This window comes from uncultured Massilia sp. (assembly GCF_913773735.1).
Classification (GTDB): Bacteria; Pseudomonadota; Gammaproteobacteria; order Burkholderiales; family Burkholderiaceae_D; genus Telluria.
Genome location: NZ_CAJYEB010000001.1, coordinates 21371 through 35004, shown reverse-complemented (window position 1 = coordinate 35004; position 13634 = coordinate 21371). Strand labels below are relative to the sequence as shown.

12 protein-coding genes are annotated in these 13634 nt (G+C 69.4%); 6 read left to right on the top strand and 6 right to left on the bottom strand.

Annotation, left to right across the window (positions count from 1 at the left end):
* Positions 1-210 precede the first annotated feature (210 nt).
* The gene (locus QZ749_RS00160; RefSeq protein WP_296942022.1) at positions 211-1104 is read left to right on the top strand and encodes a LysR family transcriptional regulator; all 894 of its coding nucleotides are present in this window, start codon (positions 211-213) and stop codon (positions 1102-1104) included.
* 136 nt (positions 1105-1240) lie between these two features.
* On the opposite strand, the gene QZ749_RS00155 is transcribed toward QZ749_RS00160, so the two are convergent.
* From QZ749_RS00155 to QZ749_RS00130, 6 genes are all read right to left on the bottom strand, one after another.
* Positions 1241-2047: a LytTR family DNA-binding domain-containing protein gene (locus QZ749_RS00155; RefSeq protein ID WP_296942021.1), complete on the bottom strand. Its 807-nt coding sequence runs from the start codon at positions 2045-2047 to the stop codon at positions 1241-1243.
* The gene (locus QZ749_RS00150) at positions 2044-3183 is read right to left on the bottom strand and encodes a sensor histidine kinase (RefSeq protein WP_296942019.1); all 1140 of its coding nucleotides are present in this window, start codon (positions 3181-3183) and stop codon (positions 2044-2046) included. The genes QZ749_RS00155 and QZ749_RS00150 overlap by 4 nt, the downstream gene beginning before the upstream one ends.
* A complete protein-coding gene (locus tag QZ749_RS00145) occupies positions 3180-4694 on the bottom strand; it encodes a carotenoid oxygenase family protein (protein ID WP_296942017.1) in 1515 nt (504 codons plus the stop codon). Before QZ749_RS00145 ends, QZ749_RS00150 begins: the two co-directional genes overlap by 4 nt.
* Positions 4695-4705: 11 nt before the next feature.
* Entirely contained in the window at positions 4706-5122 is a 417-nt protein-coding gene (locus tag QZ749_RS00140) for a DUF2141 domain-containing protein (RefSeq protein WP_296942014.1), read from the bottom strand.
* A 440-nt stretch (positions 5123-5562) separates the two neighbouring features.
* Positions 5563-5748 carry a hypothetical protein gene (locus tag QZ749_RS00135; protein WP_296942012.1) on the bottom strand — a complete coding sequence of 62 codons (186 nt, stop codon included), beginning with the start codon at positions 5746-5748 and terminating at the stop codon, positions 5563-5565.
* A gap of 134 nt (positions 5749-5882) precedes the next feature.
* Positions 5883-6560: a TetR/AcrR family transcriptional regulator gene (locus tag QZ749_RS00130; RefSeq protein WP_296942010.1), complete on the bottom strand. Its 678-nt coding sequence runs from the start codon at positions 6558-6560 to the stop codon at positions 5883-5885.
* A 115-nt stretch (positions 6561-6675) separates the two neighbouring features.
* On the opposite strand from QZ749_RS00130, the gene QZ749_RS00125 reads away from it, so the two are divergent.
* From QZ749_RS00125 to QZ749_RS00105, 5 genes are all read left to right on the top strand, one after another.
* Positions 6676-7848, top strand: a complete 1173-nt coding sequence (locus QZ749_RS00125; protein ID WP_296942008.1) for an HlyD family secretion protein — start codon at positions 6676-6678, stop codon at positions 7846-7848.
* A 9-nt stretch (positions 7849-7857) separates the two neighbouring features.
* Positions 7858-9465 carry a DHA2 family efflux MFS transporter permease subunit gene (locus tag QZ749_RS00120; protein WP_373896758.1) on the top strand — a complete coding sequence of 536 codons (1608 nt, stop codon included), beginning with the start codon at positions 7858-7860 and terminating at the stop codon, positions 9463-9465.
* Positions 9466-9599: 134 nt separating this feature from the next.
* Positions 9600-11060 (top strand): efflux transporter outer membrane subunit, encoded by a 1461-nt coding sequence (locus QZ749_RS00115; protein WP_296942006.1) that lies wholly within the window; start codon positions 9600-9602, stop codon positions 11058-11060.
* 168 nt (positions 11061-11228) lie between these two features.
* The gene (locus QZ749_RS00110) at positions 11229-11723 is read left to right on the top strand and encodes an MgtC/SapB family protein (RefSeq protein ID WP_296942004.1); all 495 of its coding nucleotides are present in this window, start codon (positions 11229-11231) and stop codon (positions 11721-11723) included.
* A 52-nt stretch (positions 11724-11775) separates the two neighbouring features.
* Positions 11776-13509, top strand: coding sequence for a hypothetical protein (locus QZ749_RS00105; RefSeq protein WP_296942002.1), 1734 nt, complete (start codon positions 11776-11778; stop codon positions 13507-13509).
* Positions 13510-13634 lie beyond the last annotated feature (125 nt).

The following is a 13634-nucleotide window of genomic DNA, read 5'->3' as shown; positions in this document are numbered from 1 at the left end:
CCGGCGGGGGGCCGGCATGGCGCGATGGCGCGACGAGGAGGCGCCGGATGGGCGTGTGGTGCGGCGGTCATGGTGTCTCCTCGCTGCGTCGGTTCTGCCGCCTCCGTCCGGCTGGATCGGGGAAGCTTTGTCATGAATCGAGTATAGGAAGCCCCATCTATAATGTATATTCAATTAATTTCATGAATTCCAAACTTTCGGGAATGAATCATGGACTTCCGTGACCTGCGGTATTTCGAAGTCATCGCGGCCGAGGGCAACCTGGCGCGCGCCGCCGAGCGCCTGCACCGCACCCAGCCCGCGCTGACCAAGTGCATCGACCGCCTGGAGGAATCGCTGGGCGCGAAACTGTTCGAGAAGGACGGCCGCGGCATGCGCCTGACGGCCGCCGGCCACGTGCTGGCGGGGCGCACGCGCCAGATGGCGATCATGGTCGAGGAGACGGCGCGCGAGATGCAGGACCACGCCGGCGGCCTGCGCGGCAACGTGCGCATCGGCTGCCTGCCGACGCTGGCCGAGCACCTGCTGCCGGCCGTGTTCGGCCAGTTGCTGGCGCAGGCGCCGGGCATCGGGATCGGCCTGACGGTGGCGATGAACGACAACCTGCTGGCCGGCCTGCGCGAGGGCGAACTCGACCTGGTGGCGGGACCGATGCCCGAAGACGATCCGGACATCGCCTGCGAGCAGATCGCGGAAGACACGGTGGTCGTGATGGCCAGCGAAAACCATCCGGTGTTCGACGGCCCGCGCACGCTGGCCAGCCTGCTCGACTACCAGTGGATGCTGCCCGCGCGCACGGTGGCGTCGCGCCAGTGGCTGGACCAGACCTTCGAGCGCCACGGCCTGGCGCGGCCGCGTGTGCAACTCGAATCGAACGTATTGAACATGATCGTGCCGATCCTCGAGACCACGCCACTGCTGGGTTTCGTCACGCGCGTCAACCTGGTGGCGCGGCGCGCGCGCGTGCGCGAGGTGGTATTGCCGGAGGCGCAGATGAAGCGGCGGCTGGGCCTGGCGTACCGGCGCAACGGCTACCTGTCCCCGGTGGCGGCGCGCGTGGCCGCGATCCTGCGCGAGCGTGGCAAGGATCTGCTGGCGCTGTGAATCCGCTGGCATGGCGGGCACGTTTCATTCGTGGTCCGCGGCCGCCAATGCCGACCCTGCTGGATGTCGGCCGTATGGATGTGGCTTGCGCAGGGTGGGCACCCCGTGCCCACCATCGCGCATCGCTGCGCGGCCCTCACATCTGCCGGAACAGGTCCACGTAGTTACGGCTGACGACCAGTTGCTCCTCGCGCCCCTTCAGCCGCACCAGCAGGCGCCCGCGGAAATCGGTGCGCGTGCCCGCCACGTGGCGCGCCGCGACGATCGCGCCGCGGTGGATCTGCCAGAACTGCTGCGGGTCGAGCTGTTCGCGCAACTGGCGCAGCGGCGTGCGGATCAGGTGTTCGCCGTCGGCCGTGAACACGCTCGTGTACTTGTCGTTGCTCTGGAAGTAGATGACCTCGTCGACGGCGATCAGGCGCGTCTCCTGTCCCTGCGCCGCGCGGATCCACTGCAGCGGCCCCGCCTCGCCGGCGGCGGCCAGCGCGCCGGGGGCCGCCGGCGCCGCCACGCCGAGCTGGCGCAGCAGCTGCGACAGCATGCCCGCCGCGGCCGGATCGACGGCGGCGGGCGGCGCGGCCAGCGCTTCCTGCAGGCGCGCCACGGTGCGCTGCAGGCGGTCCAGGCGGATCGGCTTGAGCAGGTAGTCGAAGGCGGCCTGCTCGAACGCCTGCAGCGCATAGTGCTCGTGCGCGGTGGTGAACACGACGCGCGGCGGGTGGTCTCCCGCGCACAGCGTTTCCGCCAGCTGCAGGCCGCTCAAGCCGGGCATCTGGATGTCGAGGAAGACCACGTCGGGCGCCAGCTCGTCGACCAGGCGCAGCGCCTCGATGCCGTTGCCGGCGCGCGCAACGATGCGCAGCGCCGGCCAGGCTTGCGCGAGCTGTTCTTCGAGGTAGGACAGGAGGTGCGGTTCGTCGTCGGCGAGCAGGGCGGTGGTCACGTGGGCTCCAGGGGCAGCAGCAGGCGCGAGGTCACGCCGCCGTTCGGGTTTTCGATCAGTTGCAGGCGGGCGGACGGGCCGTGCAGGCTGCGCAGCCGTTCGCGCAGGTTGGCCATGCCGACGCCGCCGCCGGGGCGCGGCGCCGTGTTCACCAGGCCGACGCCGTTGTCCTCCACCTCGATGCACAGCATGCCGTCGGCGACGCGCGCGCGCACGGCGACGGTGCCGCCGGCGACCTTCGGTTCGAGGCCGTGCATGATGGCGTTTTCCACCAGCGGCTGCACCAGCATCGGCGCCATCGGCAGCGCGCGGCAGGCGGCATCGGCGTCGATGCGGTGGCGCAGGCGCGCGCCCATGCGCACGCCCAGCAGGTCGAGGTAGGCGTGCGCGAGGTCCAGTTCGGCGCCGACCGTCGCGTGCTCGGCGCGGCTGGCGGCCAGGCTGGCGCGCAGGAAGTCGATCAGGCGTTCCAGCATGTGGCGCGCGCGGGCCGGGTCGGCGCCGATCAGGCTCACCACGTTGGCCAGTGTGTTGTACAGGAAGTGCGGCTCGATCTGCGCCTGCAGCGTGCGCAGGCGCGCCTCGGCCAGCAGGCGCGCCGCCTCGGCCATCTGTTCCTGCTGGCGCGCCGCCTGCATCTCGCGCGCCAGGCGCCGCTCGCCGGCCGCCAGGATCGCCGCGATCAGGAGGGCGATCGCCACCGCCCAGGGCAGCGTCCGCGCCAGCCGGCTGCCGTGCAGCAGCGCCTGGAACGGGTCGCGCCCGCCCAGGATGGCGTCCGCCAGCGCCAGGCCGAACGCGGCGCAGCACAGCGTCAGCAGCAGGCGGCAGGCGCGCATCGCCAGCGAGCGCCGGCCCGGGCGGCTGGACGGCACCACGCTGCGCAGCAGGGCCAGCGCGCCGTGGATCAGGAAGCCGATGATGTTCGAGGTCAGCAGGCAGCCGCCCAGGATCCGGAGCGGCGGCACGCCGAGGAAGGTCCACAGGAACAGCGCCAGCACGAGGCCGATCAGGCTGTTCCACAGCAGCGTGTAGAGCAGGTCGCGCGCCGGCGAGGCCGGCCAGCGCCGGAACGGGGCGAACAGTTCCAGCGGGTGCGAGGTGGCCGGCAGCGGCAGGGTATCGTTCTTGTTCATGTAAGCAAGAAATTACCATGGAAACAATGCGGAGTGCGATAGGGCAAGCGCGCCGTCGCCACCGGTCCCGCCTGGACGCGCGCCGCGTCGAACACCGTGAGGACGCTGTTGCCGGCCCGCGTGTCCTGGGCCACGCCGACCAGCCAGCCGTCGGTCTCGCTGCGGGCGTTCTTGCGCGGCACCAGCACGTGCTCCTCGGTGCGCCAGCCGGGGCCGAAGCGCCAGGCGTCGGCGCGGCCGCCGTCGGTGTCGACGACGTTCACGGTATCCAGCGCCAGGAAGGGATTGCGGGCGTCGCTGGACAGCGCCGCCAGGCGGCGGTGGCGCAGGCCCACGACCTGCGGCATCACGCGCGGGAACTCGGCGCCGTCGAGCAGGCGCGTGGTCGTCACGCGGCCGTGCACCAGGTCGAGGCTGATGCGCACGGCCTGGTGGGCGGCGGGACGGTTCGGCTCGCGTTCCCCTTCCATCACGTGCGACAGCGCCGCGAGCTGGTCGCCGTCGTGCAGCACGAGGTCGAAGTGGGTGACGCGCCCGCCGGCCTCGTCCCAGGCATTCCCGAAGTGGAACACCATGCGCGGCGGCAGTTCGAACACGCGCCGCACCGTGAGGGTGTCCTTGGCCACCACCACCACGCGGGTCGCGCGCGCCCGGGCGCCGCTGCCGGCCCAGACGTGGCGCTCGGCCAGGCTCAGGTCGGGACCCTGCCGGATGTCGTAGGGCGGAATCACGAATACCAGGTGGCGCTCGCTGACCACGAAGTCGTGCAGCAGCGCCAGTTGCGGCACCTCCACCACGCCGGCCTGCAGCACGTCGCCGGCGGGGCCAATGCGGTACAGCGCGATGCGGTCGGTGCCGGGCAGGGCGCCGAAGTTCCACAGGGTACCGGACGGGTCGACCTTCGGGTGGGCCGAGAACGGCATCGCCTTCAGGTCGTCGCGCCAGGTCTTGATGCCGACCGTCTCCAGCGTGGCCGGATCGACCTCGGTGGCCGAGCCGCCTTCCCACAGCGCGTACAGGCGGCCGGCGAACGGCAGCAGGTTGGTGTTGGCCGTGTTCATCGTGTCGTTGTCGCGAAAGCCCCGGCGGGCGACGTGGGTGCCGAAGGCCGGATACAGGAACTGGCCGGCGGCGGATTCGTCGACGAACTTGCGGGTCTCGACGAAGCGGCCCCGGTGGCTGACCTTGCCGCCTTCGATGCGCCAGGCCTGGGCATAGCCGTCGCCGTCGAACCAGTGGTGGTAGCGCTCGCCGCCCAGCTCGAAGCGGCCCGGCCCGTTGCGGTAGAAAGTGCCCTGCAGCTCGTCGGGCAGGCGGCCTTCGACGACGGCCTCGCCCTGCTGGTTGCCCTCGAGGTTGGCGTACACGGACAGGCCGGCGTCGCGCGCCAGGGCGGCGTGGAAGCGTTCGCAGGTGGTGCGGGCATCGGCGCGGGCGGCGCCCACGATGCCGGCCAGGCCGAGGCCCAGGCCGGCGTGCAGGCCCAGTTGCAGGAAGCGGCGGCGTTGCATGGTCGACTCCTTCAGCGCAGGGTCACGGTGGTGTCCAGGCCGGCGGCCGGCACGGCGATCTTCGCGGCATCGAAGGCCGGCGGACCCATGTGGCCCTGGGCGTCGTTGCTGAAGGCGAAGGGCTCGACCGGGATGCCCATCATATTACGGTCCAGTTTGCCATTATCGTTGGCGTCGTGGTAGACCGAGAACCCGTAGTCGCCGGCCGCCACGTCCTTGAAGGTCACGGTGACGGCGCCGGCCGCCGCCGGGGCCTCGGCCACGCGCGCGGTCTTTTTCAGGAAGTTGCCGGCGCCGTCGAACAGCGCGACCTTGACCTGGCCGCCGGCGCTCTTGACGTTGTCGACATGGATGACGAGGTCGCCGGCGTGGGCGGCGTGGCAGGCGCCGGCAAGGGCCAGCAGGACGGCGAGGATGGTCTTGTGCATGATGGGCTCCAGTGCGTGGTGGTCGATGGACACACTGTAGCCAGGAGCCGAACGGGGCTGGGGGCGCTGCGACGAAACGGCGCCAGGCGGCGCGAAATGCAGCGGTGCGGCGTGAAATGCGGAGGGTGGGCAGCGCTGCTGCCCACGCGTTCAACAGGTCTTGAACCTGTCGCGACGGATGATCGTGTGGTTGAACGCGTGGACGGCGGAGCCGTCCACCCTACGGACGTCGCGACGGATTGTCGTGTGGTTGAACGCGTGGACGGCGGAGCCGTCCACCCTACGGGCGCCGCGACGGAATATCGTGTGGTTGAACGCGTGGACAGCGGAGCCGTCCACCCTACGGGCGCCGCGACGGATTGTCGTGTGGTGGAACGCGTGGACGGCGGAGCCGTCCACCCTACGGACGCCGCGACGGGTTGTCGTGCGGCTGGGGGAAGTCAGCTGTAGCTGGTCCAGCGCTGCGGGATGTCGATGTGCCCGGCGCGGGCGGCATCCGCGTAGGCGCGCATCTCGGCGACGACGGCCTGCAACTGCTCGTCGCTCGGATTCGACAGGAAACCCTTCATGCGGTCCTGCAGCGCGGCCTGCTGGTCGCGCCATTCGTAACGGGACGACTTGCTCATGCATCCTCCCGGCGGCACGCTGCCGCGTTATCCATGTTGTAATTGTTCATGACATCCTCCTTCAAAGACTGCAGGATGCCCCATGGATACGCAACCCTTCCGTGCGATGCCGCACATTCACTGCTGTGTTAGCTCTACGGCAAGATGCCAAGGTAGAACAACTCCAGGCGCCGCTCCAGCGCCTCCCTGGTTTCCTCGGCGCGCGTGGTGCCCGACGGCCGCATGAAGCGCAGCACCTGCTCGCCGCAGATGATGGACATCAGGTAGCCGGGCAGCAGGTCGACCGGCACGTCCGGGCGCATCTGGGCGCGCACGTCCGGGCGGGCGAAATAACGCGACAGCATCTCGCGGGTCTGGCGCGGACCGCCGTTCCAGAAGGCGTCGCCCAGTTCCGGATTGGTGGGCGCCTCGGCCAGCACGATGCGCTGCATGTCGACCGCTTCCTGGGAATTGATCAGTTCATGCATCTGGCGCGCGAAGTCGCCGATCACCTCGCGCAGCGGGCGCATGTCGGTGGACATCGGCTGGCTGCGGAAGAAGCGGTCGCGCTTGGCGGCCAGCACGGCGTGCAGCAGGCCGGCCTTGCCGCCGAACTTGACGTAGATGGTGCGCACGGCCACGTGGGCCGCGCGGGCGATCGATTCCAGGCTCGTCTTCGTGTACCCGTTCTTGAGGAACAGCGACGCCGCGGTGTGCAGCAATTCCTGGGTGCGGGCCTCGACGTCTGCCGCTTTCGGCCGGCCGGCGGACTTGCCGGGGCAGCCGGCGGCGTCCTGCGGGGTGGTCTCCGTGGGGGCGGGGTGTTTATCCATGGGCGTAATGTAGTGCAGTTCCAAATGAAATGCAACCGTTTCATTTCTTGACTTCGCCAGGAACTTGGCGAATAATGCGCTGAACCAATTTCATTTTCTTTTTCGGAGTCATCTCATGGCAGATACGCAAACCGCGGCCCCGCAACAGCCTGCCGGCGCCGCTGCGCCCGGTGCGGGCGCACCGTCGGCTTCCGCCCCCGCCGGCAAGGCGCCGCCCAAGCGCGTGCTGATCGTGGTGGGCGTCATCGCCGCCGCCGCGCTGTTCGCCGGCGGCCGCATGTGGTACCGCAGCCATAACTTCGTCGACACCGAAAATGCCTACGTGACCGGCCACGTGCACCCGATCTCGTCGCGCATTCCGGGCGTCGTCACCAAGGTGCTGTTCGACGACAACCAGCTGGTGCAGGCCGGCAGCGTGCTGGCCGAGCTGGACCCGGCCGACCAGGGCGTGCGCATCGAGCAGATCCAGGCCCAGATCGCCAGCGCCCAGCAACAGATCGTCCAGGCCGACGCCGCCATCCAGCAGGCCAAGGCGCAGGCCTCGGCCGCCAAGGCCCAGGTGGCGCAGTCGCAGGCCAACCTGGTGCGCGCCAACCAGGACGCCGAGCGATTCGGCCAGCTGTACAACACCCAGATGAAGGCCGTGTCGAAGGCGGAAGTGGATGCCGCCACCGCCGCGCGCGCCGCCGCCAGCGCCGACGTCACGGCGCGCCGCGACAACGCCAGCGCCGCCCAGGCCCAGATCGCCGCCGCCACCTCGGCGCGCGGCGTGCTCGAGGCGCAGGTGAAGGTACTGCAGGCGCAGTTGAAGGACGCCCGGCAGCAGCTCGGCTACAACCGCATCCTGGCGCCGGTCACCGGCCGCATCGGCAAGAAGAGCATCGAGGTCGGCGCGCGCGTCCAGCCGGGCCAGCAGCTGGCCGCCATCGTCCAGGACGACGTGTGGGTGACCGCCAACTTCAAGGAAACGCAGCTGCCGGGCATCGTCGTCGGCCAGGAAGTGAAGGTCGAGGTGGACGCGCTGCCGGACCACGAACTGGTCGGCCGCGTCGACAGCTTCTCGCCGGCCTCGGGCAACCAGTTCGCGCTGCTGCCGGCCGATAACGCCACCGGCAACTTCACCAAGATCGTCCAGCGCGTGCCGGTCAAGATCACCTTCAGGCCGGAAGACCTCAAGAAATACGCCGGCCGCCTGGCCCCGGGCATGTCGACCGTGGTCGAGATCGACCTGCGCCAGAAGGTCGCGCAAGCCCCGGCCCAGGTGCGTACCGCCGCCGCCGCCAACTGAGGACAGGCCATGACGAGTTCCACCAAGCCGATGGCGCCGCCGGGCATGCCGGCCATGCCCGCCGTGGGCGCGCACGTCAGCGCGCGCACCTGGATCGCGGTGGCGGCCGGCCTGCTCGGCGCCTTCATGGCGGTGCTCGACATCCAGATCACCAACTCCTCGCTGCGCGACATCCTCGGCACGCTGTCGGCGACGCAGGAAGAGGGCTCGTGGATCTCGACCGCCTACCTGTGCGCCGAGATCGTGGTGATCCCGATGACGGCGCTGTTTACCCGGGCCCTCGGCCAGCGCCGCTACCTGATGGGCACGACGGCGCTGTTCCTGCTGTTCTCGACCCTGTGCGGCTCGGCCTGGAGCCTGGGCAGCATGATCGTGTTCCGCATGCTGCAGGGCTTCACCGGCGGCGCCCTGATCCCGATGGCGATGACCCTCGTGATGACGCGCCTGCCGCCGAACAAGCGCGCGACCGGCATGGCGATGTTCGGCCTGACCGCGACGCTGGCGCCGGCGATGGGCCCGACGCTGGGCGGCTACCTCACCGAGTTGTACGGCTGGCCCTGGATCTTCTACATCAACTGGGTGCCGGGCGTGCTGCTGATCGCCGGCATGTACTGGGGCCTGGACCGCGAGCCGCAGAACCTGAAGGCGCTGCTCAAGGCCGACTGGCTCGGCATCGCCTTCATGGCGACCGGCCTGGCCAGCCTGACCATCTTCCTGGAAGAAGGCAATACCAAGGACTGGTTCGACTCGAGCTTCATCATCACCTTCGCGGCGCTGGCGCTGACGGGCATCCTGGGCTGGATCGTGATCGGCTTCACGCGGCCCGACCCCTTCGTCAACCTGCGCCTGTACGGCACCCGCAACTTCCTGGTCGCGACCGTGCTGTCGGCGGTGATCGGCATGGGCCTGTACGGCTCGTCCTACCTGCTGCCGCTGTTCCTGGGCCAGATCGCCGGCTATTCGCCGATGCAGATCGGCGAGGTGATCGCCTGGATGGGCCTGCCGCAGCTGTTCGTGATGCCGTTCGTGGCGCGCATGTCGCAGCGTATCGACAACCGCCTGATGTGCATGTTCGGCCTGGCGCTGTTCGGCATCTCCTGCGTGATGAACGCCTACATGGACGCGTCGACCGGCTACGACCAGCTGATGCTGTCGCAGATCATCCGCGCGATCGGCCAGCCCTTCGTGATGCTGACGCTGTCGAACTTCGCGATGAACGGCGTGATGCCGAAGGACATGCCGTCGGCCTCGAGCCTGTTCAACATGACCCGCAACCTGGGCGGCTCGATCGGCATCGCGCTGCTGGCGACGACGCTGACCAACCGCGAGCACTTCCACTCCGCGCGCGTGGGCGAGGCCGTGTCGCTGGGCGCGCCGGCCACGCAGGCCCGCCTGGACCAGCTGACGCAGGGCTTCATCGCCAGCGGCATCGACCCGGCCACGGCGGCGAACCGCGCGCTCGCCGCGATCGACCGCATCGTGCGCAGGGAGTCGTTCGTGATGGCCTACAACGACGCCTTCCTGATCGTCGGCGTGATCCTGCTCGCGGCCTGCATTCCGCTGTGGTTCGCGGACAAGGTCAAGTCGCCCGGCGGGGCCGGAGGCGGCGGCCACTGAAGCCGATTCATTACCTGTACCGTTCGCATGTCGTCCCGGCGCAGGCCGGGGCCCGATGTCTCGAGCGGACCGCATGCGACATCGGGCCCCGGCCTTCGCCGGGGCGACGGATCAATCTTTCGATGAGAAACACTATGTTCAAGCCTGTCATCCGCACCACCCTGGCCGTCGCCATCGCCGCCGCCCTCGGCGCCTGCGGCACCATCGGCCCCGACTTCAAGGCTCCGCAAAGCGTCGATGCCCCCGCTTACCGCCATGCCGGCGCCGCGTCGCAGTCCGACACTGCGCGCCTGCCGGCCGCCTGGTGGACCGTCTTCGGCGACGCCACGCTGGCGCAGCTGGAAGAGCGCGCGCTGCGCGACAACCCGAACGTGCGCGCCGCCGCGCAGCGCCTGGTGCAGGCGCAGGCCCAGCTGGGCGTGACGCGCGCCGGCCAGCTGCCGTCGGTCGGCGTCTCGGCCGGCATCTCGAACGCGCGCACGTCCGCCGAGACGTCGCAGGGCCTGGCGCTGGGCCATCGCTCGATCGAGGGCAACAACTACGCGGTCGGCGCCAACTTTTCGTGGGAGCTGGACCTGTGGGGCCGCGTGCGCCGCATCGTCGAAGCGTCCGACGCCCAGGCGCTGGCCGCCCAGGACGACCGCGACGGCGTGCTGCTGATGCTGTCCAGCCAGGTCGCGACGGCGTACTGGCAGCTGCGCGGCCTGGATGCCGAGATCGCCATCCTGAACGATGCGCTGGCCACGCGCCGCGAATCGCAGCAACTGATCGAGGCGCGCTTCAACGCCGGCCTGTCGAACGAACTGGACGTGGCGCGCGCGCGCATCGAGCGCGCCAATGCCGAATCGGACCTGCAGGAAGTCCAGCGCCAGCGCAACAACCTCGAACACGCGCTGGCGGTGCTGGTCGGCGCCTCGCCGAGCCAGCCGCTGCTGGCGGCGGCGGGCCAGGCGGCCGCGCTGCCGCTGCCGCCGAGCATTCCGGTCGGCCTGCCGGCCAGCCTGCTGGGCCAGCGTCCGGACCTCGCGTCCAGCGTCGCCACGCTGAAGGCCTTCAATGCCCAGGTGGGCGTGGCCGAGGGCGCGTTCTATCCGTCGGTATCGCTGACCGGGAACTTCGGCTTCGCGTCGGAGAGCCTGAGCGACATCGGCAAGGGCAGCGCGCGCCAGTTCTCGGCGGGGCCGCTGGCCCTGTCGCTGCCGATCTTCGACGCCGGCCGCAACCGCGCCAACCTGAAGCTGGCGCAGGCGCGCTACGACGAAGCCGTCGCCAACCACGAGGCGCGCCTGCTGACGGCGCTGCGCGAAGTGGAGGATGCGCTGTCGGACGTGCAGCAGCGCCAGCAGCAGGGCGACGTGCAGGCGCAGGCGCAGCAGGCCGCGGCGCGCGCGCTGCTGGTGGCGCAGGCGCGCTACGAGCGCGGCGTCTCGACCTACCTCGACGTCACCGACGCCCAGCGCAGCACGCTGCAGGCCGACCGCGCCGCGGCCCAGATCCGCACCCAGCGCCTGCTGGCGGCCGTATCGGTGGCACGCGCGCTCGGCGGCGGCTGGCGCCAGGACGCGCCCCTGGCGACGATCGCCGACCCCCGGTAACCGCCCCGCGCCTCTGACAAACCGCAAACCGGGGTCAGAGCCGGGGTCAGAGCCCGGTTTTGGGTTATTGTTTTGGGGTAGTTGCTTTGGGTAAGGCCGCGGTGCGCCATGATTTTTGGCGGGCTGGCATCATGGCGCCATGTGAGGCATACCGGGAGGACCCGCGCCGTGTGGTGGCAACGCAGCTGGCTGACGATACAGCAGGAATTTTCCGACCTGGGTGACCCCGAGGGCATCACGCGCCTGGTGGTGCGCATGCTGGTGGCGATCCTGCTGGGCGGCCTGCTCGGCTACGAGCGCGAGACGGCGGGCGCCGCGGCCGGCCTGCGCACCCATATGCTGGTCTCGCTCGGCTCGGCGCTGTTCGTGCTGATCCCGCTGCAGGCCGGCATGACCATCCCCGACCTGTCGCGCGTGCTGCAGGGCGTCACGGCCGGCATCGGCTTCCTCGGCGCCGGCGCCATCCTCAAGCTCAAGGACGAGAACGACATCAAGGGCCTGACCACGGCCGCCAGCGTATGGTTGACGGCCGCCGTCGGCGTCGCGGCCGGCATGGGGCGCGAGACCACGGCCGTGCTCAGCACGCTGTTCGCGCTGGCGATCCTGGGGCTGCTGCGCCTGCCGGGGCGCGGGCATCGCGAACCCGGGCCGCCGGCTTCCTGATTCTTTCCGAACAGGATTACAATCGTCCGATTGCAACCCGTTCGAAGGTCCCATGAAGCACTTCCTCGCCCCCCTGGTCCTGCTGGCAGCCGCCGGCATGGCCAACGCCGCCGACAAGCCGGCCACGCCAGTCCCCGCCAGCGCCGCCCAGTTGCAGGCGATGGCCAAACGCTACGCCCCGGTCGACCTGAAGGCCGATACCTCGGCACTGTCCGCCGGCGACCGCATCGCCATCGCCAAGCTGATCGAGGCGGCCAGGATCGTCGACGTGCTGCAGCTGCGCCAGCGCTGGTCCGGCAACGAGGCCCTGTGGGCCGCGCTGCAGAAGGACACGACGCCGCTGGGCCAGGCGCGCCGCGACTACTTCTGGCTAAACAAGGGACCCTGGTCGATCCTGGACGAGCACCGCTCGTTCATGCCGGCCGAGTACGCGGGCATCCGCATCCCCGCGCACAAGCCGCCGGGCGGCAATTTCTATCCCGAGAACGCCAGCAAGGAACAGCTGGAAAGCTGGATGAACGCGCTGCCGGCCGCCGACAAGGAGCAGGCGCAGTGGTTCTTCACCGTGATCCGCGGCGGCGAGGACAACCTGTCCGACAACGGCTTCAGCATCGTCGAGTATGCGCAAGCCTACCGCGCCGACCTGCAGAAGCTGTCCGCGCTGCTGAAGGAGGCGGCGGCCGCCACCGACAATGCCTCGCTCAAAAAATTCCTGGAACTGCGCGCCGCCGCCTTCCTGTCCAACGACTACCTGGAATCGGATTTCGCCTGGATGGACCTCGATGCGCCGGTGGACGTGACGATCGGCCCCTACGAGACCTATAACGACGAGCTGTTCGGCTACAAGGCCGCGTTCGAGGCCTACGTCAACGTGCGCGACCAGGTGGAAACGGCCAAGCTGGACTTCTTCGGCAAGCACCTGCAGGAACTGGAAGACAACCTGCCGCTCGATCCCAGGTACCGCAACCCGAAGGTCGGGGCGATCGCGCCGATGGTGGTCGTGAACCAGGTCTACGGCGCCGGCGACGGCAACATGGGCGTGCAGACGGCTGCCTACAACCTGCCCAACGACGAGCGCGTGATCCGCCAGCGCGGCTCCAAGCGCGTGATGCTCAAGAACGTGCAGGAAGCGAAGTTCGCGGCGACGCTCACGCCGATCTCGAAGATCGTGCTGCGTCCGGCCGACCGCAACGACCTGGACTTCGATGCCTTCTTCACCCACATCCTCGCGCACGAGATCATGCACGGCCTGGGCCCGCACGCGACCACCAGGGACGGCCAGGCATCGACGCCGCGCCAGGACCTGAAGGACGCCTATTCGACCATCGAGGAAGCCAAGGCCGACGTCACCGGCCTGTGGGCGCTGGCGTACATGATGGACAAGGGCCAGCTGAAGGATTCGCTGGGGCAGGGCGCGGCGGCGGAGCGCAAACTGTACAACACGTTCCTGGCGTCGGCCTTCCGCACGCTGCACTTCGGCCTGACCGACTCGCACGCGCGCGGCATGGCCATCCAGGTCAACTACCTGCTCGACAAGGGCGGCTTCGTCTCGCACGGCGACGGCACCTTCTCGGTCGACTTCCGCAAGATCCGCCAGGCCGTGGCCGACCTCGACCGCGAGTTCCTCACCATCGAAGCGACCGGCGACTATGCGCGCGCCCAGGACATGATGAAGCGCTACGTCGTCATCCGCCCGGACGTGCGCAAGGCGCTGGACAAGATGAAGGCGGTGCCGAACGACATCCGGCCGAACTTCGCGACGGCGGCGCAGTTGCTGGCGCACTGAGCCGGTTCGCGGCGACCCGATCGGCCATCCCCGTCGCCGCGGGGGATGGCCGATATTGATAGTAAGCAATAAATTTGCCCGCAAGCAGCTTCCAGTATTTATATGCTATATTTTGTTGGATTTCC